The organism is Pseudoduganella sp. R-43 (genome assembly GCF_049913255.1).
Lineage (GTDB): Bacteria > Pseudomonadota > Gammaproteobacteria > Burkholderiales > Burkholderiaceae_D > Rugamonas.
Genome location: NZ_CP183988.1, coordinates 5960156 through 5979559, shown reverse-complemented (window position 1 = coordinate 5979559; position 19404 = coordinate 5960156). Strand labels below are relative to the sequence as shown.

Here is a 19404-nt window from a genome sequence, read left to right as displayed (position 1 = left end):
ATCAGTGCCGGGAAGGCATCACCCTTAAAATCTTGCCAAGTCACACCGCTTCCCTTACATTGGGGGGAATATGGGGAGGGAGTGAATGTTTGGTATCCAAGGCCGGCTGACTGCACTGTTCGTTGTGATCGTCACCGTCGTGCTGGGCATTTCCGGCACCTACGCCCAATACAGCCTGGGTCACGAACTGGAAGTAGCTAACCAGCGCCTGCGCGAGGGCGTGCTGACCCGCTTGCAGACCAGCCTGCCATCCGCCCTGTGGGACCTCGACAAGGCCAAGGTCGACAATATCGTGGCAGCCGAGATGCTGCCGCCGGAACTGGTTGCGATCCGCGTCTACGACACCTCGGTCGGCCTGTTTTCCGGCAAGCGCCGCAAGGAAGACGGCAGCATCGTCCCCATCGAATCCGAAACTGCCGTGCAGGGCGCGCCGGTCGTGGCCGACCTGGCCTACCGCGACGCCGGCGCCGCTGGCAGTGCCCTGAAACCGGTGATCGTGGGCCGCGTCGTGGTCAATTTCACCCGTGCCCAGATCGATGCCACGCTGGCCGCCGAAGTGCGCCGCAAAGTGGTGGAAGTGCTGACGCTGGACCTGATCCTGGTGGTGGCGCTGGCGCTGTCCCTGCGCATCGTGTTCGATCCCTTGAAGAAGCTGCGCGACGGCTTGTTCGAACTGGCCACGCGCGGTTCCGATGAAGTGGAGGAGCTGCCGGAAAAACGCAGCGATGAACTGGGTGACGTGATCCGCGGCTTCAACGCCATCCAGCGCAAGGTTAAATCGATCATCAAGCGCACCCGCGAAGCGGAAGACCTGGCGCGCCGTTCGGCGCAGGAAACGGCGCAGGCGCTCGACGACTTGCAGCGCACCCAGGAATCCCTGCTGCAGGCCGAGCGCCTGGCGTCCCTCGGTTCGCTGGTGGCCGGCGTGGCCCATGAAATCAACACGCCGGTCGGCATCGCGCTGACCAGCGCCTCGGTGCTGATGGATGCCACCACGGCCGTCGACGAGTCGATGAAGGCGGGCCAGGTGAAGAAGTCGGAAATCCAGAAATACATCGATACGGCCGGTGAAAGCGCGCGCCTGATCATGAACAATGCTTACCGCGCAGCGCACCTGATCCACAGCTTCAAGCAGATTGCGGTCGACCAGGTCAGCGAAGCGCGGCGCCGCTTCGAACTGAAGGAATACATTGGCGAAGTGGTGTCCAGCCTGCAGCCGAAGCTGAAGAAAACCCGCATCGTGGTCGCCATCAACTGCCCCGACGACGTCATTCTGGACAGCTATCCCGGCGCCTTGGCGCAGGTCATCACCAACCTCACGCTGAACTGCGTCGAACACGCCTTCGAGCCCGATGGCGCCGGCAATATCGACATCAACGTCATCCCGGAAGGCGACCATATCGAAATGCAGGTCGTCGACAACGGCAAGGGCATTGCACCGGACATGCTGGACAAGGTCTTCGACCCCTTCGTCACCACCCGGCGCGGGCAGGGCGGCACCGGCCTCGGCCTGAACATCGTCTTCAACCTGGTCGTCAAGCAGTTCGGCGGCACCATTTCGGTGTCGAGCACGCTGGGCAAGGGCGCCAGTTTCGTCTTCCGCATCCCGCGCGTGACGCCGGGCGATGAAAATGAGGACAGGCACCCGGACGCCCCCTTGCACGCGCCGACTGCGAGCTGAGCGCCGCCGCAGGAGCATCTGCCGCATACTGAAGCCATGCAGGGAGGAATGTCATGGATAAGCAGCGCCTGATCGCCTTGTTGCGCGGAATTAACGTCGGACGCGCAAAACGCGTTGCGATGGCCGACCTGCGCAAGGTGCTGAGCGATATGGGCTACGGCGACGTGCGCACGCTGCTCAACAGCGGCAACGTCGTGTTTGATTGCAATGCCGCCGATGCTGCCGACAGCGCTGCGCGCATCGAAGAAGCACTGGTGCTCAAGCTCGGCGTACCGGCCAAAGTCACCGTGATCGAGGCCGCCCAGTTGGCCGAGATCGTCAATGAAAACAGCCTGCAGGAGGTGGCCAGCGACCATTCGCGGCTGCTGGTGGCTGTCCTCAACAGGCCCGATGAAGACCGCGGCAAGCTGGAACCTCTGGCACGGCAGAGCTGGCAGCCGGAAGCGTTCGCACTCGGCCGCCACGCCGCCTACATCTGGTGCCCCGATGGCGTGCTGACCAGTCGCGCTGCCGCAGCGATGGGCAAGGCGCTGGGCGATGCGGTCACTTCGCGCAATTGGAGCACCATCAGCAAACTGCACGCGATGGCAAATAATTAGTTGTCGACTGTCGCGTCCAGCGTCTAAAATCGCTTATCCATGATTTTGTCAGATGCACAATGAAGATTAGCGATTCGATAAGAGGTGCCATGATACTGGGCGCCGTCGTAGTGGCCCTGGTCATCGGTGGCTTTGCTGTGGCCGACAATGGCTGGCAAAAAGTCAGCTGCATTGGCCGCGCCATCGTCGGTGGTGTCGCCTTGAGCAATATCCACAGCGTTTGCGGCTTATGACTGGCGGGCGCGCCGCTCGGTCACCGATTCAAATCCCACTCCCCAGCTATCGGTTTCCACTTCGTCGATGATGACGAAGGTGGTGGCCGGGTCTTTGTCCAGCACCTCCTGCAGCATCCTGGTGGTGCGGGCGATCAGTTCCTTCTTCTGTTCCACGGTCGGGCCGCCTTGTTCGCGGGTGACCTTGATGTTCACGTAGGGCATGCCAGTCTCCTTGCTTACCAGTTGCCGGCTGCCGCGCCGTCATCGACGGTCAGCACATGGCCGGAGATGAAGCTCGAATCGGTCAGGTAAAGCACCGCGTCGGCGATGTCGTCGGCCGTACCCATCCTGTGGGTCGGCACCAGGCCTTTCAGGAATTCCTGGGTACCGGCATCCGTGCTGTGCAGCGGGGTGCTGATGATGCCGGGCGCTACCGCGTTCACCTTGATGTTCTTGTTGGCCACCTCGAGCGCCAGGGCGCGCGTCGCCATGTTCAGGCCGCCCTTGATCAGCACGGGCAGCAGCGCAGTCGCCTTGGCCGGCGTCACGCCCAGGCTGGCGGTGATGTTGACGATGTGGCCGCCGCCGTTGGCTTCCATGTGGCGCACCGCTTCCTGTGCCGGGAACAGGAAGCCCTTCAGGTTGGTCGCCACAATGGCGTCGGTGTCGGCCTCGGTGTAATCGACGGCCGGCTTGGCGATGAAGATGCCGGCGTTATTCACCAGGATGTCGACCTTGCCGAAACGCGCAGCCGCTTTCTCGAACAGTTCCCTGGCGGTCGCCGGCGAGGCGATATCGCCTGCGACCGCCAGGAAGTTGGCGGGATTTCCGAGGTGGGCCGCTGCCGTTTGCAGGCGGTCTATGGTGCGGGCATTGCCGACCACGTTGTAGCCGCGCGCCAGGTAAGCCTTGGCGATGGCAAAGCCCAGGCCGCTGGAAGCGCCGGTCACGATTGCTGTCTTGGTCATTTGAAACTCCATGAGTCTGGTTGAGGTGAGTCCACTATACTTATGACGTTTTGGTAGATAAATATGGTTCCCGGTAATTGACTTGATACATGGGGTAATGAATGCAGCGCCACTTTGACGATATGCAGCTGGGCAGCATTGAGCTGTTCGTGCTGGCGGGAGAGCAGGGCAGCTTCACCGCGGCGGCGGCGGTGGCGGGCGTGACGCCGGCGGCGGTGAGCCGTTCCATTTCGCGCCTGGAGGAGCGCCTTGGCGTGCGCCTGTTCGTGCGCACCACGCGCCAGATTCGCCTGACCGATGGCGGCAGGGTGTACTTCGAACAGTGCCGGCAGGCGCTGTCGCAACTGGTGGAGGCCGAGCGTGAAGTGGCGGGGCAGCAGGCTACGCCATCCGGCAAGCTGCGTATCAGTGTCACGACGCCCTATGCGCATTACCGATTGCTCGAGCGCGTGGCGGCCTTCCGCTTGCAGTTTCCGGACGTGCAGGTCGAAGTCCACATCAGCAACCGCAACATCGATTTCGCAGACGAGGGCTATGATCTTGCCGTGCGCGGCCGTGCGCCGCAGGATTCGACCCTGGTCGCCCGCAAGATGGAAGATGCGGAGCTGGTACTGGTGGCTGCGCCGTCCTACCTGAAACGGCGCGGCAAGCCGAAGTCGCTTGAAGAACTGACCGGGCATGATTGCATCCAGTTCGTGCTGCCCAGTACCGGACGGCTGGTACCCTGGCAGTTCATGCGCGACGGTTCGGAAATCGAATTGATCGGCGGCGATGCCGTGGTGTGCGCGGAAGACTTTCTTGGCATGGGCACCCTGGCCGTCCATGGCGGCGGCATTACGCAGGCCTATCGCTTTGCCGTGGAGCGCGAACTGGCCAGCGGGACGCTGGTCGAATTGCTGCCGCAGCATGGCGGCTGCTCAAGGCCGTTCTACCTGATCTATCCGCACGCGCGCCACCTGTCGCTGCGCGTGCGCAGCTTTGTCGACTTCCTCGTGCGCTAGCCTTCCTGCTGGCGCTGGCGGAAAGCCGCCACCTTGTTGCGGTTGCCGCAGAGCGCCATGCTGCACCAGCGGCGGCGGTGCGACTTGGTGCGGTCCAGGAACCACAGCGTACAGGCGTGGTCCTCGCATTTGCGCACCAGCTTGAAGTCGGCTGTCGCCAGCAACTGCGCCGCGGCTTCCGCCAGGGGCGCCAGTAGCTGCTGCGGCGTGCGGGCCGCGTAGCGGGCTTGCAGCGACAATCCGTCCCCACTTTCTTCCACCAGCACCAGGTGCCGTTCGGCGTGCGCAAGCGCCGCATTCAGCGCCGCGGCATCGAACCGTTGCCCGGCCTTGCGCGCCGCCACAGCCGCGCGAACGGATTCGCGCAACGCGCGCGCTGCAGCCAGCAGCTCGCCTGGCTTGCCGGACGCCTGCTCTTCCGCCGTGAGCTGCCCGGCAGCTGCCAGCCAGGCCATGACGCCAGCATCGTCATGCCAGGTTTCTTCTCCTTGCACAACGGTATTCATCATGTCCAGCGCCGGATGATCGCCGTAGAACTCAATCATTTTCCTGTCCTCCCGATTTCATTGTAACCATCAAAATAACGCTTGACAAGTTACGTGGCTGGAGTATTCTCGTAACCATCAAAACTAATTTTAAGAGGTTAATTATGAACCGCACTATCCAGGCCGACGGCATTGACATCTTTTACCGCGAAGCAGGTGCGCCGGATGCGCCGGCGATCCTCCTGATGCACGGTTTTCCCACCAGTTCCCACATGTTCCGCAACCTGATTCCGCTGCTGGCGACCAGATATCGCGTCATCGCCCCCGACCTGCCGGGCTTCGGTTTCACCGAGGTGCCGCCTGAACGCAAGTACACATACACGTTCGACAACCTGGCCAACACCATGGAGGCCTTCCTGCAAGCCATCAAGCTCGAAAAATTCGCGCTGTATGTATTCGACTACGGCGCCCCGGTCGGCCTGCGCCTGGCTGCAGCCAAACCGGAACGCATTACGGCCCTGGTTTCGCAGAACGGCAACGCCTACCTGGAAGGCTTGAGCGATGGCTGGACTCCGATGCGCAAGCACTGGGCGGACCCGAACGAAGAGAATACGAACGTCATGCGCGGCTTCCTGACGCCCGAAGCCACCAAATGGCAGTACACGCACGGTGTCGCCGATCCCGCCAGCGTGGCGCCCGAGTCCTATACCCTGGACTCGGCCCTGATGGCGCGCCCGGGGAATATCGATATCCAGCTCGAACTGTTCTACGACTATCGCAAAAACCTCGAGCTGTACCCCGTATTCCAGGCGTTCTTCCGCAAAGCGCAGGTGCCGACACTGGCGATCTGGGGCAAAAACGATCCGTTCTTCACGCCGCCGGGCGCCGAGGCTTATCGCCGCGATAACCCGAACGCGATCGTGCAATTGCTGGATACCGGGCATTTCGCGCTTGAGACCCACGTCGAGGTGATCGGCAAAGCCATCCATGCCCTGTTAGACTAGACGCTTTCGAAGATAGCCCGAACACGCATCGATGAAGCCATACACGATCGCACTGCTGCTGGCAGGCCTGGCGCTGGCCGGCTGCAGCAGCAAGCAAACCGTCGCCTACACGGCACCCACGACTGCCTCCAACCCGCAAGTGCTCTTGCTGGGCGAGGTGCACGACAACAAGGAAGGCCACAAGCTTCGCTTCGAAGACTTGCGCCAGCGTGTGGAAGCCGGCTGGCGGCCCGCGATCGCAATGGAGCAGTTCGACCGCGAATCGCAAGGCTTGCTGGACGAAGCGCAAAAGGGCTGCCTGGACGCTTCGTGCGTGATTAACGTCATGAACAAGAAAGGGTGGGACTGGCAGCTTTACCACCCCATCATCCAGCTCGCACTGAGCAACCACCTGCCGCTGATCGCCGTCAACCTGTCGCGCACCGATGCATCGAAAGTCGTGCGCGACGGCGTTGCCTCCAGCTTTGATGCCGCCACCGTCGCAGCCTACAAGCTGAAAGAGCCGCTGCCATCGGACCTGCGCCGCGGCCAGGAGAAGGCGATCCAGGAGGGGCACTGCAACATGGCGTCGGACATGATGTTGCCCGGCATGGTCAATGCGCAAGTGGCGCGCGATATCTGGATGGCCAAGCTGATTCGCCAGCAGCAGCCGCGCGACGTCGTCCTCATTGCAGGCAACGGCCATGTGCGCAAGGACATTGGCGTGCCGCGTTGGCTGAATGCTATTGAACCCAGGCTGACCGTCCGCACCATAGGCTTCATCGAACCCGATGGCCTGCAGGGCAGCTATGACGAAATCCGCAAGGTTGCAGCGCAAAAGCGCACAGACCCTTGCGCCAAATTCAAGTAAACTTTCGGCCCTGCCGACCCCAATACATCAAGGAGCAAAGAATGCAGATCGCAGGTGAAATGTTGATCGGACAAGCCGCCGTCAAAGGCAGCGCGGGCCAAATGAAGGCCACCGACCCGGCCCGCAATATCGAGATCGAGCCGGCATTTGGCATGGCCACACCGGCCGACCTGCAGCGCGCCTGCGACCTGGCGGCACAAGCTTTCGACTCCTACCGCGAAACCACGCTGGAAAAGCGCGCGCAGTTCCTGGAGCAGGTGGCGCAGAACATCCTCGACATCGGCCCGCAACTGATCGAGCGCGCAATGCAGGAATCCGGCCTGCCGCAAGCCCGCCTGGAAGGTGAGCGCGGCCGAACCGTCAACCAGCTGCGCCTGTTCGCCAAAGTGGTGCGCGATGGCCTGTTCCTGGGCGCGACGCTGGACTCCGCGCTGCCTGAACGCGTGCCGCCACGCTCCGACCTGCGCATGCGCAAGATCGGCGTCGGCCCGGTCGCGGTGTTCGGCGCCTCCAACTTCCCGCTGGCGTTCTCGGTCGCTGGCGGCGATACCGCGTCGGCACTGGCTGCAGGTTGCCCGGTGGTCGTGAAGGCGCACCCTGCGCACCTGGGTACGTCCGAGCTGGTGGGCAAGGCGATCCAGAAAGCCGTGGCCGACTGCGGCCTGCATGAAGGCGTCTTCTCGCTGGTGATTGGCGACGTGCAGATCGGCGGCGACCTGGTGGCGCATCCAGCCATCAAGGCCGTCGGCTTCACCGGTTCGCGCGGCGGCGGCCTGGCGCTGGTGCGCATCGCCCAGGCCCGCAAGGAGCCGATTCCCGTGTACGCAGAAATGGCATCGATCAACCCGGTATTCCTGCTGCCGGGCGCATTGAAAGCCGGCGCCGCGCGCATCGCGCAAGGTTTTGCCGATTCGCTGACCATGGGCTCCGGCCAGTTCTGCACCAATCCTGGCCTGCTGATCGCGCTGGAAGGCCCTGAGCTGAACGAATTTGCTGCTGCGGCTGCGGCTGCGGTGCAAGCCAAGCCATCGACCACCATGCTGACCCCTGGCATTCATCAGTCGTACGAAGCCGGTGTGGGCAAACTGTCCGCGCTGGACAAGGTGGAACTGCTGGCGCAAGGCGGCGCGGGCAGCACTGCCTGCGCGGCGCGACCGCACCTGTACAGCACCGACGTCGACACCTTCCTGTCCACGCCGGCGTTGGAAGATGAGAATTTTGGCCCGAGCTCGGTATTGGTACGATGCCGCGATGCCGCCGATATGCGCCGCATCGCCGAGCACGTGGAAGGCCAGTTGACCTCCACCGTGCACGCTACCGCCGACGACCGCGAGATCGCCGCCGGCCTGCTGCCAACCCTGGAGCGCAAGGCCGGCCGCATCCTGTTCAATGGCTTCCCGACCGGCGTCGAAGTGGCGCACGCCATGGTGCACGGCGGCCCGTTCCCGTCGACTTCCGACCCGCGCAGCACGTCGGTCGGCGTCACCGCCATCGACCGCTTCCTGCGTCCTGTGTGCTACCAGGATGCGCCGGAATGGGCGCTGCCATCGACCCTGGCCAACGACAATCCGCAAAACGTGCCGCGCGTGGTCGACGGCAAGATCCAGCCGGGCGCATAAGCCCGCGCGATCATGGTAAGGTGGGTCGCATGATGGAAACTGTGTACAAGACAGAACAGCCCAGCCGGGCTGACATTGATGCGCTCACCGGACCAGCGGTGCTGGAATTCGGTACCAACTGGTGCGGCTATTGCCGCGGCGCCCAGCCGGCCATCGCCGAGGCATACCGCGAGTATGCCAACATCCCGCACTTCAAAGTGGAAGACGGTCCCGGCCGAGTGCTGGGCCGTGCCTTCCGCGTCAAATTGTGGCCGACGGTCATCTTCCTGAAAGATGGCAAGGAAGTCGCCCGCGTCGTGCGTCCCGAAGACGCAGACGAGTTGCGCGAAGGCTTTGGCCAGATCTCCGGCAGCTAAGCTCGCGAGCGCTATTGCAGGATTCAGCGATACTCCATCTGCACACTGCACCTAAAGAGGTGAATTTATGCATGGACAACAAAAAAGCCTGAACCGTTTCCGGATCAGGCTTTTTTGATAAATCTCTGGTGGTGATAGGTGGACTTGAACCACCGACCCTAGCATTATGAATGCTATGCTCTAACCAACTGAGCTATATCACCGCGCGGTCGTACATTGTAGCTTAATTTGGTGGTGATAGGTGGACTTGAACCACCGACCCTAGCATTATGAATGCTATGCTCTAACCAACTGAGCTATATCACCGCAAGGCCAGCATTATCGGTGCTGGATGCCGGCGTGTCAAGGACTGATTTTCGCTTTGGCTATTTTGGCAAGCACCTGCTGCTGCAATTGCTGGCTGGCGTCAGGGGCGCAGCAGTCGACCACGATCCTGTCCGGCATGGCGCGCAGCCAGGTCAGCTGGCGCTTGCATAGCTGGCGGGTGGCGATGATGCCGGTTTCGCGCATCGCCGCGTAATCGATCGTGCCGTCCAGGTATTCCCAGGCCTGGCGGTAGCCGACGCAGCGGATCGACGGCAGGCCCAGATGCAGGTCGCCGCGCGCGCGCAGGGTTTTCACTTCATCGAGGAAGCCGGAACCAAGCATGATGTCGAAGCGGCGTGCAATGCGTTCGTGCAGCCAGGCGCGGTCGGACGGTTCGAGTGCGAACGACACCAGGTCGAAGGGCAGCTCCTCTTTCTCGCGCTGCGCCAGCAGTTCGGACATCGGCTTGCCTGACAGGGCATGGATTTCCAGGGCGCGCTGGATGCGCTGGGCGTCGGCAGGCTTGAGGCGGGCGGCGGTTTCGGGATCGACCTGCGCCAGGCGCGCGTGCATCGCGGGCCAGCCGATGCGGGCGGCTTCCTCGTCCAGCTGCGCGCGAAAGGCGGCGTCGGCGCCTGGCAGGTCGTCCAGGCCGTCGGCCAGGCCTTTGTAATACAGCATGGTGCCGCCGACCAGCAGCGGGACCTTGCCGCGTGCGCTGATCTCCGCTACCAGGCGCAGGGTGTCGGTACGGAACTGGGCCACCGAATAGGAGTCCAGCGGATCGATGATGTCGATCAGGTGGTGCGGCACCGCGGCCAGTTCTTCCTTCGAAGGCTTGGCGGTGCCGATGTCCATGCCTCGATACACCAGCGCGGAATCGACGGAGATGATTTCGCACGGCACCTGCTGCGCGATGGCCAGCGCGGCGGCGGTCTTGCCGGACGCGGTCGGCCCCATGATGGCGACCGCCAGCGGGCGCTTGTTCAACTGCTCGTTCATTGCTTACTGTCCGCGCAGGAAGAGTTTATCCAGCGCGTTGATGTCGATCTGCACCCAGGTCGGGCGGCCGTGGTTGCACTGGTCGGCGCGCTCGGTGGCTTCCATGTGGCGCAGCAGGGCGTTCATTTCCGGCACGGCCAGGATGCGGTTGGCGCGCACGGCGGTGTGGCAGGCGAGGGTGCCGAGCAGCTCGTTGCGGCGCTCGATCAGCACGCGCGAGCCGCCATACTCGCGCACGTCGCGGATCACGTCGCGCGCCAAGGTCTGCGCGTCCGCGTTCTTCAGCAAGGCAGGTACGGCGCGCACTGCCAGCGTAGTGGGCGACATCACGGCGATGTCGAAGCCGAGCGTCTTCAGCGTGTCGCCGTGTTCCTGGACCGTCCCCACCTCCACTGCGTCGGCGTAGAAGGTGACCGGGATCAGCAGGTTCTGCACCGACATTTCGGTGCCATCGATCTGGGCGTCCAGTGCGTTCTTCAACTGTTCGTACAGGATGCGCTCGTGCGCAGCGTGCATGTCGACCAGCACCAGGCCTTTGCTGTTCTGGGCCAGGATGTAGATGCCGTGCAGCTGCGCCAGCGCAAAGCCGAGCGGGAATTCTTCGCCTGCCATCTGCGCCGGCGAGGCGCTGATCGGCGCCGCTTGCGGCAGCGTGTACTCGGAAGTGGCGCGGAAGCCGTTGCCGCCGTCCGCTGGAGTCGCGCCAGGGACGAAATTGTCGCGCGGGTCGTTCGACCACAGGGCGCCGTAGCGTTCCGTGCTCTGGGCCACGCCGCCCGTGCCCGTGCCTGGGCCGCCGAACGGCGATGGCGAGAACGTCGGGCGGTATTCGGGATTCAGGATCGAGCCGAAGCTGGTCTGCTGCTGCGGGCGCCAGACCGGACCCGATGCCTGCAGGTTGTCGGAGGCCGGCAACGGCGAAGGCACGCTGCCGTGCGAGGTGGCCGAAGTTGCGGCCAGCGCGCGCTGCACGGCGTGGAACACGAATTGGTGCACGGCGCGGCCATCGCGGAAGCGCACTTCGATCTTGGATGGGTGTACGTTCACGTCGACCAGCGCAGGGTCGAGGTCGAGCGCCAGCACATAGGACGGATAGCGGTCGCCGTGCAGCACATCCTCGTAAGCGGCGCGCACGGCGTGTACCAGCAGCTTGTCGCGCACGAAGCGGCCGTTGACGTAGAAGTACTGGCTGTCGGCGCGGCCCTTGGAAGCAGTCGGCAGGCCGGCAAAGCCGTGGATGCGCAGTACGCCCGAGCCTTCGTCCAGGGCCAGGCGTGCTTCCTCGAAATTGCTGCCCAGGATTTGCGCGCTGCGCCTGGCCATGTCGCTGACCATCCAATGGTCGACCGTCTTGCCATTGTGGCTAAGCGTGAACGATACGTCGGGACGTGCCAGGGCGATGCGGCGAACAACTTCCGCGCAGTGGCCAAATTCGGTTTGTTCGGATTTCAGGAACTTGCGGCGCGCCGGGGTGTTGAAATACAGGTCGCGCACGTCAATCGTCGTGCCGGGGGCGCCGGAGGAGGGCACCACGGTGCCTTCGTGCGAGCCTTCCAGCTCCCAGGCGTGGGCGCCGTCGGCGGTGCGGGAAGTCAGGGTAACTGCGGCTACCGAGGCGATCGAAGCCAGGGCCTCGCCGCGGAAGCCCAGGGTGCCGACGTTTTCCAGGTCGTCCAGCGAGGCGATTTTCGAGGTCGCATGGCGCGCCAGGGCCAGCGGCATCTGGTCGGGCGGGATGCCGCGGCCGTTATCAGTAATGCAAATACGCTTGACGCCGCCTTCTTCCAGCCGCACGGTGATCTGGGTCGAACCGGCGTCCAGGGCGTTTTCCAGGAGTTCCTTGACAACTGCCGATGGGCGCTCGACCACCTCGCCGGCGGCGATCTGGGAAATCAGTTGGTCGGGGAGGGCCCGGATCGGGCGGGGCGGAGTTGGGGCATTCATGGGCAAGATTATAACGGTAGCCGGTGGTGTCAGGCTCCGGCACGCAACACGCTTCGCGTGTCGCATGCCGGGTGCTTACCCCAGGAAGTTATTTTGCCTCGCGCACCGGGATCGGCACGTTGCACAGGTCCACATGGCCGGCCGCATACTTGGTCCATGGCCCACCGCGGTTGCGCTGGGCTTCGATCACGGACTTGAAGCTGGCCGACTCGGTGCGCATCACTTCGAACTTCGAGCGCTCGGCTTCCGGCACGTCGGCTGCCAGCTTGACCGACTTGATCGGCACCCACTGCTCCTCCTTCTCGAACATGCCCATCGGCGCCGGGCCGCGCGGCAGTACGGACAGCAGCGGCATGCCGCTGACGATGCGTCCCACCACGGTGATGTTGCGGTCCAGGTGGCGCGGCGAGTTGCCAATGACCGTGTACAAGGTGCCGCCGTTGCCGCTGTCGGATTCATTGCCGCGCGCCACGCCAACCATGCCGTAGCAATGCGCCAGCCAGGCCTGGCCGGTTTTCGGGTCGCGTGCGGAAGGGAAACCGTTGGAGTGGCCTACCTGCGGCGCATAGCCGTCCTTGTCCGGCAGGCGGGTGAACTGGGTGTCGTTCTTCATCGGTACCGTGAATTCCTGCTCCAGCCTGGCCTTGGCGGTGCCGATCGCCTTTGGCTTGTCTTCGCGCGGATCGCCCCACTGCACCACGAAATTGTCCTGCGTGCGATAGATCCACAGTCCGTCCCAGTAGCCTTCCCTGGCCATGGTTCGGATATTGGCAGCGTGGTTGGGCGCGAAGGCCGGCGCCAGTTCGATGATGACGCGGCCGGCTGGCAGGTCCATGTACAGGGTGTTGGCCGGATCCAGTTGGCGCCAATCGGCTTGCGGCGATGCCTTGACGATGTCGCTGACGGTCGGCCTGGGCGGTAATTCTTTCGAGGGCGCGGCCACGGCGGCCAGGGGTAAGGCCAGGGCAAGGACGGCGGGCGTGATGGACTTCACTAAGGTCTCCTTTGTGGGGGTTCTAAGCTGGTGCTAAGATGCCGGGCAATTTTAGCCTGTAAGATAGACAGTTTGGTATCATTCCCGCCGCAACCTTTTGGGATTTAATAAATGGATTTCGTTCAATTGCTGGACATGCTGGTGCACGTAGACAGTGCGATGGATAAACTGATTGCGCAATACGGCATGTATATTTATGCGCTGCTGTTCGCCATCGTCTTCTGCGAGACTGGCCTGGTTGTGCTGTTTTTCTTCCCCGGCGATACGCTGCTGTTCATCGGAGGCGCCTTCTGTGCCAGCGGCCAGATGAACCTCGGATTGCTGATGTTCCTGCTGGCGACTGCCGCAATTCTGGGCAATACCACCAATTACTGGATCGGCGAAGCCATCGGCCAGCGGGTATTTACCCACGATTACCGCTGGATCAACAAGGATGCCTTGCGGCGCACCCACGAGTTCTTTGAAAAGCATGGCGGCAAGACCATCATCCTGGCCCGCTTTGTGCCGGTAGTGCGCACTTTCGCGCCGTTCGTGGCCGGCGTGTCGGACATGACCCATGCCCGCTTCCAGCTGTTCAACATCGTCGGCGCCGTGGCCTGGGTGGTGTCCCTGTGCGTGGCGGGTTACATCTTCGGCAACACTACCTTCGTGCGCGACCACCTGAGCACCATCGTGCTGTTCGGCGTTGGCGTGGCGGTGGTGCCGATGGCACTGGGCGGCGCCTGGAAACTGGGCCGCCGCATGCTCAAGCGTTAAGCCTCTCAAGTTTTCCCATAGCGCAACCGTTAACCGGAGTAACAGTCTCTCCTCCGGATTTAACATGCGTAACTTGATCGCCCTGTCGGCCTGTTGTCTTGTCATCGGGACAGCAGGCGCCGCCGATCCCGTCACCGCGCCTTCCAAAGGCGTGCCGAATATTCGCCCGAACCTGGCCGCAGCTGCTGCGGCTGACAAGGCGAATGTCGAAAAGGATGCCAGTTCGGCCAGCGGGCCAAAGTACGTTCCGCCGGTAAGGAAGAATCGCACTGCGTCTGCATCCGCCGCTGCGCAGCGCGAGGAAGAAGCGCGCGCCGAAGCGGAATTGTCGGAGAAGATTGCCCAGCGCTTGGCTGAAATGCGTGCCAACCAGGCCGCGCGCATGGCTGCCGCCGAAAAGGCGCGCAAGCAGAAGGCCGTCAAGGCCGCCGCTGCCGAAGTGGCGGCCAAGGCGCCGCCGCCGCGCGTGTATGGCACCCATTGGACGTATGAAGGCGAATCAGGTCCTGCCAACTGGTCCAAGATCAACTCCGACTGGGCGAAATGCTCGACGGGCAGCCGCCAGTCGCCGATCGATATCCGCGACGGCATGAAGGTGGACCTGGAGCAGATCGCCTTCGATTACCGCCCATCCGGTTTCAACGTGACCGATAACGGCCATACCGTGCAGGTGATGGTCAGCCCGGGCAACTACCTGAGCGTGGCGGGCCGCACCTACGAGCTGCAGCAGTTCCACTTCCATCGCCCGGCCGAGGAACGCGTCAACGGCAAGGGTTTCGAGATGGTGGTGCACCTGGTACACAAGGATCCGGAAGGCAGGCTGGCAGTGCTGGCGCTGCTGCTGGAACGCGGCAAGCCGCAGCCGACCATCCAGACCGTATGGAACAACCTGCCGCTGGAAAAGGGCGACACGGCTACGCCGAGCATCGTGCTGGACCCGAACGACATGCTGCCGCAGCGCCGCGACTACTATACTTTCATGGGATCGCTGACCACGCCGCCATGCACCGAAGGCGTGCTGTGGCTGGTGATGAAGGAGCCGGTGCAGGCATCGCCGGCGCAGTTGGCCTTGTTCAGCCGCCTGTATCCGTTCAATGCGCGTCCGATCCAGGCCAGCTCCGGCCGCATGATCAAGGAATCAAACTGATGGTGTGAAGGCCGGTCCATTCGGCGCCGGCCTGCAGCACTTGCTTGTCGACCCGGGCCGGCTCGATGCAGACGAAGCGGCGGTAGTCGCTGTCGTCCATGTCGGCGGCAGCTGCCGCGCCTTGCGCGCCCGGGTTCCACACCACCCATTCCGAAAAGCCTTGCTGCTCCAGTTGCAGCGTGCCAGCGCCGGTGTCGAGGCGCAGCTGCGGCGTTGCGGGCCGAATGTCGTCCAGGGCGCCGGTGAAAGGCATGCCGTCCAGCGTGGCCTTGTCGAATTCCCCTACTGCGAAATAAGTGTGCAGGGCGCCGGCCCAGCTGAATTCCTGCTGGCTGGTGTTGCGCACGGTGTAGCGGATCTGCAGCGCGTTGGCTTTCAGGTCGAAGCGCAGGCTCAGTTCGAAGGCACGCGGCCAGGATTGGAAGTGGTTGCGCGGCAGGTCGCTTTGCGCCAGCGCCAGTTCGGCCCAGTCGTTGGCCTGCTCGACGATGCGCCAGGTGGAAGTGCGGGCGAAGCCGTGGCGCAGGCCGTCGCCCCGCGTGGCGAATTGCGGGAAGATGACCGGCACCCCGCCGCGGATGGCGGCGCTGCCGTCGAGCGCTGAACGCTGGCTCAGGAACAGGCGCTCCTTGCCGTCCGCAGTCTTCCACGACATCAAATGCGCACCGAACAGGGAAATGGTGGCTTCGGCGCCTTCGGGTGTGGAGATGCGGACTTCGTTCATGTGCTTTCCCTATGTGAGGCGGTTCTTCGACAGCGGCGGGTTCTTGGCGAAATAGCGGCGGATGCCTTTGACAATGGCGTCCGCGATCTTGTCCTGGTAATCATCGTCCAGCAGGCGCGCTTCTTCTTCCGGGTTGGAGATGAAGGCGGTTTCGATCAGGATCGATGGAATGTCCGGCGCCTTCAGCACGGCGAAGCCGGCTTGCTCGACCGAGCCTTTATGCAGCTTGTTGATGCCGCCGATTTCACCCAGCACAGCCTTGCCGACCTTCATGCTGTCGTTGATCTGGGCCGTGGTGGAAAGGTCGAACAGCACGCTGGCCAGTTGCGGGTCGTGGCCCTTGGCATTGGCGCCGCCAATCAGGTCGGCCTGGTTTTCCTTGTCGGCCAGCCAGCGCGCGGCGCTCGAGGTCGCGCCTTTTTCGGACAGCACGAAGACGGAGGAGCCGCGGGCGCTGGTTTTCACGAAAGCATCGGCGTGGATCGAGACAAACAGGTCGGCGTCGACCTTGCGCGCCTTTTCCACGCGCTTGCCGAGCGGGACGAAATAGTCGCCGTCGCGCGTGAGCATCACGCGCATGTTGGGGTGGTCTTCGATCTTGTCTTTCAGGCGCTTGGCGATGGCCAGCACGATGTCCTTTTCACGGCTGCCGCGCGCGCCCATGGCACCGGGGTCCTCGCCGCCGTGGCCGGGATCGAGGGCGATGGTAAGCATGCGCACCATTTTCTCCTGGCCGGATTTCTGGCCGGGCTTGTGATGTGCGGGCGCCGGCTCGGGTTCGCCGGGAACGAGCTTGCCGGACTGGCCGGCGAGGGCGGGCGATTGGCCGGGCGCGCTGGCGCCGGTGCCTGGTGCTGGCGTGGCGGTGCCGGGCTGGCCGGATGGCGGGGCAGATGCGATGGACGGGCTGCCAGCGCCCTCGGCGTTGCTGCTGGCGCTGCCCTGGCCCGACGCAGCCGGCTGGCCGGCGAGTGCGGGCTGGCCCGCTGTGCCGGCCTGGCTGCCTGGGGCCGGGCGCTGGGACGATCCGGCGGCAGGGGGCTGAGGATTGGCGCTGGCGGCCTTCTCATCCTGCGACCACTCGCCCTTCTCGATCATCGCCGCGATCGGATCGACTGCCTTGACCGGGTAGAGGTCGAAGATCAGGCGATGCTTGTAGGTGCCGACCGGCTCCAGCGTGAACACCTGCGGCGTGACTTTCTCTTTCAGGTCGAACACCAGCCGCACCACATTCGGGCGGTTCTGGCCGACGCGCACTTCCTTGATGTACGGGTCGTTCGACTCGATCTTGGCGACCAGGCTTTTCAGCGTGGAGTTCAGTACCAGGCCTTCAATGTCCACCACCAGCCGGTCCGGATCGGGAACCAGGAAGTGCTTGACCTTGAGGTCGGTGTCGTTTTCCAGCGTGACGCGGGTGTAATCCTCCGCCGGCCACACGCGCACAGCCAGGATCTGCGCAGCTTGCGCAGACATGGGGGCGAGCACGGACAGGAGCAGCGTCCCGCCGGCCTTGAGCACCGTGCGGCGACTTACAGGTTTGGAGCGAATTGGAGGCGTTGCAGGCATGACGTACCAAGAGCGGAAGACGGCTGCAATTCTACATCACGTCCGGACCCGGCTACAGAGAGGAAAACGTGAAGGTCGGGGGGCGGCAACACGCCGTCGGCCTTCTCCGGCCATTCGACGATGCAAACGTTCTCGCGATTGAATTCCTCGCGGAAGCCGGCATCGAGGAATTCTTCCGGGCTGCCCATGCGGTACAGGTCGAAATGCACCACGTTGGCCAGCTTGCCGTCGACCTTCACGCGGTAAGGCTCGGACAGGGTATATGTCGGGCTTTTCACAGGTCCCACGTGGCCGGCAGCATGCAGCAGTGCGCGCGTCAGGGCGGTCTTGCCGGCGCCCAGGTCGCCGTGCAGGTAGATCGCCATGCCGGGCAGCAGGGCGCGCGACAGCGCGGCGCCTAGCGCCGCGGTACCGGCTTCGTCGTGGAGATGGGATTTAAAGTGCTGCATCGAATAAAATGATGGTTTGGATTTCCCCGCATTGTAAGGCCGTGCCACTCTCCCAAGCCAATTTAGACGAATTAGCCAGCCGCATCAAGGCATGGGGGCAGGAACTCGGCTTCGCGGAAGTGCGGATCGCCGATATCGACCTGTCCGCCGCCGAGGCGGGGCTGCAAGCCTGGCTGGATGCAGGCATGCACGGCGATATGGACTATATGGCAAGTCACGGCATGAAACGCGCCCGTCCGGCGGAGCTGGTGCCCGGCACGGTGCGCGTGATCACCGCGCGCATGAATTACCTGCCCGGCGCGGCCGACGAGGGCTGGCGCGAACGGGAAACGGCGCGCCTGTCCGATCCCACGCAGGCCGTCATCTCGGTATATGCCCGCGGCCGCGACTACCACAAGGTGTTGCGCGCGCGGCTGCAGCAGCTGGCCGACAAGGTCAGTGCGGCCGTCGGCGAATTCGGCTACCGGGTGTTCACCGACTCGGCGCCGGTGATGGAGCTGCCGCTGGCGGAAAAGTCGGGCCTGGGCTGGCGCGGCAAGCACACCTTGCTGATCAATCGCAGCGCGGGCTCCATGTTCTTCATGGGCGAGATCCTGGTCGACCTGCCCTTGCCCGTCGATGAGCCGACCGGCGCGCACTGCGGCCAGTGCACGGCCTGCATCGATGTTTGCCCGACCCAGGCCATCCTCGGTCCTGGCAAGCTGGATGCGCGGCGCTGCATTTCCTACCTGACCATCGAACTCAAAGGCGCGATCCCGGAGGATCTGCGGCCCTTGCTGGGGAACCGCGTCTACGGCTGCGACGATTGCCAGACCGTCTGCCCCTGGAACAAGTTCGCCCAGCGGGCTACCTTGCCGGATTTCGACGAGCGCCACGCCCTGGGCAGCGCCGGCATGATCGAGCTGTTTGCGTGGTCCGAGGAAGAATTCAACCGCCGCATGGAGGGCAGCCCGATCCGCCGCATCGGCCATGAACGCTGGCTGCGCAACCTCGCGGTCGGGCTAGGCAACGCGGCGCGCATGGGCGCCAAGAGCGACCCGGCCATCCTGGCCGCGTTGCAGGCGCGCCGCGGCCACCCGTCGGAACTGGTGCGCGAGCACGTGGAGTGGGCGCTGCGCCAGCACTAGGATCAGCGCCCCGTCCTGTTTCACTTCAGCAGTCCCGCCAGTTCGACCGCGGTCTTGACCTGCATCTTGTCGAAGATGTGGGCGCGGTGCACTTCGACGGTGCGCATCGAGATGCCCAGCTCGTCGGCCACCACCTTGTTCATCTTGCCGGCCAGGATCAGGTCCAGCACCTCGCGTTCGCGGCTGGAGAGCGTGGCCAGGCGCGCCTGCACGGCTGCCTTGCCGCTGGCCAGGCGCGAGGCGGCCAGGCCTTCCTGCACGCGGTCCATCAACTGGTTGTCGTTGAAAGGCTTTTCGAAGAAGTCGAAGGCGCCGCGCTTGAGCGTATCGACCGCCATCGGCACGTCGCCGTGGCCGGTCAGGAAAATGACGGGCAGGCGCGCCGTCAGCCCGCGCGCCGCCAGTTGGTCGAACGCTGCCACGCCGCTGATCTCGGGCATGCGCACGTCGAGCAGCACGCAGTCGCCTTCCGGGTCGAAGGCGCCGCCCTGCGCGAAGGCCAGGAAGGCGGCGGCGCTTTCGTATGTGGTTGCTGCGATGCCGCGCGAGGACGCGAGCCACGACAGCGCATCGCGCACTACGGCTTCATCGTCAACGATATGTAGCATTCT

At 63.8% G+C, this 19404-nt stretch carries 21 protein-coding genes and 2 tRNA genes; 11 read left to right on the top strand and 12 right to left on the bottom strand.

Translation table 11 applies throughout. The annotated features are described in order from the left end of the window. Nucleotides 1-85 precede the first annotated feature (85 nt). The 3 genes from ACN9M3_RS27280 to ACN9M3_RS27270 all read left to right on the top strand — a co-directional run bounded on the left by ACN9M3_RS27280 (nt 86) and on the right by ACN9M3_RS27270 (nt 2513). On the top strand, nt 86-1681 hold the full coding sequence (locus ACN9M3_RS27280) for a sensor histidine kinase (RefSeq protein WP_426319227.1): 1596 nt from the start codon (nt 86-88) through the stop codon (nt 1679-1681). Nucleotides 1682-1734: 53 nt separating this feature from the next. Next, the gene (locus tag ACN9M3_RS27275) at nt 1735-2280 is read left to right on the top strand and encodes a DUF1697 domain-containing protein (RefSeq protein WP_426319226.1); all 546 of its coding nucleotides are present in this window, start codon (nt 1735-1737) and stop codon (nt 2278-2280) included. A gap of 89 nt (nt 2281-2369) precedes the next feature. Next, nucleotides 2370-2513, top strand: a complete 144-nt coding sequence (locus tag ACN9M3_RS27270) for a hypothetical protein (protein ID WP_426164727.1) — start codon at nt 2370-2372, stop codon at nt 2511-2513. Here ACN9M3_RS27270 and ACN9M3_RS27265 read toward each other — a convergent pair. Both ACN9M3_RS27265 and ACN9M3_RS27260 read right to left on the bottom strand, forming a co-directional pair. Continuing rightward, nucleotides 2508-2717: a tautomerase family protein gene (locus tag ACN9M3_RS27265; RefSeq protein ID WP_426164725.1), complete on the bottom strand. Its 210-nt coding sequence runs from the start codon at nt 2715-2717 to the stop codon at nt 2508-2510. The two genes, ACN9M3_RS27270 and ACN9M3_RS27265, sit on opposite strands and share 6 nt — an antisense overlap. Nucleotides 2718-2731: 14 nt before the next feature. Beyond that, nucleotides 2732-3463, bottom strand: coding sequence for an SDR family NAD(P)-dependent oxidoreductase (locus ACN9M3_RS27260; protein WP_426319225.1), 732 nt, complete (start codon nt 3461-3463; stop codon nt 2732-2734). 101 nt (nt 3464-3564) lie between these two features. Between ACN9M3_RS27260 and ACN9M3_RS27255 the strand changes: the two genes are divergently transcribed. After that, nucleotides 3565-4464, top strand: coding sequence for a LysR substrate-binding domain-containing protein (locus ACN9M3_RS27255; RefSeq protein ID WP_426319224.1), 900 nt, complete (start codon nt 3565-3567; stop codon nt 4462-4464). On the opposite strand, the gene ACN9M3_RS27250 is transcribed toward ACN9M3_RS27255, so the two are convergent. After that, entirely contained in the window at nt 4461-5009 is a 549-nt protein-coding gene (locus ACN9M3_RS27250) for a CGNR zinc finger domain-containing protein (RefSeq protein WP_426319223.1), read from the bottom strand. The two genes, ACN9M3_RS27255 and ACN9M3_RS27250, sit on opposite strands and share 4 nt — an antisense overlap. A 104-nt stretch (nt 5010-5113) precedes the next feature. On the opposite strand from ACN9M3_RS27250, the gene ACN9M3_RS27245 reads away from it, so the two are divergent. From ACN9M3_RS27245 to ACN9M3_RS27230, 4 genes are read left to right on the top strand one after another with little or no spacing between them, the layout of a single operon-like run. Continuing rightward, nucleotides 5114-5953, top strand: coding sequence for an alpha/beta fold hydrolase (locus tag ACN9M3_RS27245; protein ID WP_426319222.1), 840 nt, complete (start codon nt 5114-5116; stop codon nt 5951-5953). A 31-nt stretch (nt 5954-5984) separates the two neighbouring features. Further along, nucleotides 5985-6803, top strand: coding sequence for a ChaN family lipoprotein (locus ACN9M3_RS27240; protein WP_426319221.1), 819 nt, complete (start codon nt 5985-5987; stop codon nt 6801-6803). A 41-nt stretch (nt 6804-6844) separates the two neighbouring features. Then, on the top strand, nt 6845-8422 hold the full coding sequence (locus ACN9M3_RS27235) for an aldehyde dehydrogenase (NADP(+)) (protein ID WP_426319220.1): 1578 nt from the start codon (nt 6845-6847) through the stop codon (nt 8420-8422). Nucleotides 8423-8454: 32 nt separating this feature from the next. After that, the gene (locus tag ACN9M3_RS27230; RefSeq protein WP_426323863.1) at nt 8455-8778 is read left to right on the top strand and encodes a thioredoxin family protein; all 324 of its coding nucleotides are present in this window, start codon (nt 8455-8457) and stop codon (nt 8776-8778) included. A gap of 126 nt (nt 8779-8904) precedes the next feature. Here ACN9M3_RS27230 and ACN9M3_RS27225 read toward each other — a convergent pair. From ACN9M3_RS27225 to ACN9M3_RS27205, 5 genes are all read right to left on the bottom strand, one after another. Beyond that, nucleotides 8905-8981 (bottom strand) — tRNA-Met (locus ACN9M3_RS27225). A 26-nt stretch (nt 8982-9007) separates the two neighbouring features. Further along, nucleotides 9008-9084, bottom strand: a tRNA-Met gene (locus ACN9M3_RS27220). A 36-nt stretch (nt 9085-9120) separates the two neighbouring features. Further along, nucleotides 9121-10086, bottom strand: coding sequence for a tRNA (adenosine(37)-N6)-dimethylallyltransferase MiaA (miaA, locus tag ACN9M3_RS27215; RefSeq protein ID WP_426319219.1), 966 nt, complete (start codon nt 10084-10086; stop codon nt 9121-9123). A 3-nt stretch (nt 10087-10089) separates the two neighbouring features. Next, entirely contained in the window at nt 10090-12030 is a 1941-nt protein-coding gene (gene mutL, locus ACN9M3_RS27210) for a DNA mismatch repair endonuclease MutL (RefSeq protein WP_426319218.1), read from the bottom strand. A gap of 88 nt (nt 12031-12118) precedes the next feature. Beyond that, complete coding sequence (locus ACN9M3_RS27205; RefSeq protein WP_426319217.1) at nt 12119-13024, bottom strand: peptidylprolyl isomerase; 906 nt, start codon at nt 13022-13024, stop codon at nt 12119-12121. A gap of 111 nt (nt 13025-13135) precedes the next feature. Between ACN9M3_RS27205 and ACN9M3_RS27200 the strand changes: the two genes are divergently transcribed. Further along, entirely contained in the window at nt 13136-13780 is a 645-nt protein-coding gene (locus tag ACN9M3_RS27200) for a VTT domain-containing protein (protein ID WP_426319216.1), read from the top strand. A gap of 64 nt (nt 13781-13844) precedes the next feature. Beyond that, entirely contained in the window at nt 13845-14927 is a 1083-nt protein-coding gene (locus ACN9M3_RS27195; RefSeq protein ID WP_426319215.1) for a carbonic anhydrase, read from the top strand. Here the strand turns inward: ACN9M3_RS27195 and ACN9M3_RS27190 are convergent. From ACN9M3_RS27190 to tsaE, 3 genes are read right to left on the bottom strand one after another with little or no spacing between them, the layout of a single operon-like run. Then, complete coding sequence (locus ACN9M3_RS27190; protein WP_426319214.1) at nt 14911-15651, bottom strand: D-hexose-6-phosphate mutarotase; 741 nt, start codon at nt 15649-15651, stop codon at nt 14911-14913. The genes ACN9M3_RS27195 and ACN9M3_RS27190 overlap by 17 nt on opposite strands. 9 nt (nt 15652-15660) lie before the next feature. Continuing rightward, nucleotides 15661-17217: an N-acetylmuramoyl-L-alanine amidase gene (locus tag ACN9M3_RS27185; RefSeq protein ID WP_426319213.1), complete on the bottom strand. Its 1557-nt coding sequence runs from the start codon at nt 17215-17217 to the stop codon at nt 15661-15663. After that, nucleotides 17181-17666, bottom strand: a complete 486-nt coding sequence (gene tsaE, locus ACN9M3_RS27180) for a tRNA (adenosine(37)-N6)-threonylcarbamoyltransferase complex ATPase subunit type 1 TsaE (protein ID WP_090434857.1) — start codon at nt 17664-17666, stop codon at nt 17181-17183. The genes ACN9M3_RS27185 and tsaE overlap by 37 nt, the downstream gene beginning before the upstream one ends. 11 nt (nt 17667-17677) lie before the next feature. Here tsaE and queG point away from each other — a divergent pair, with 11 nt between their 5' ends. Further along, a complete protein-coding gene (gene queG, locus ACN9M3_RS27175) occupies nt 17678-18793 on the top strand; it encodes a tRNA epoxyqueuosine(34) reductase QueG (RefSeq protein ID WP_426323861.1) in 1116 nt (371 codons plus the stop codon). Nucleotides 18794-18813: 20 nt separating this feature from the next. On the opposite strand, the gene ACN9M3_RS27170 is transcribed toward queG, so the two are convergent. After that, on the bottom strand, nt 18814-19401 hold the full coding sequence (locus ACN9M3_RS27170) for a response regulator transcription factor (RefSeq protein WP_426164692.1): 588 nt from the start codon (nt 19399-19401) through the stop codon (nt 18814-18816). Nucleotides 19402-19404: the final 3 nt, after the last annotated feature.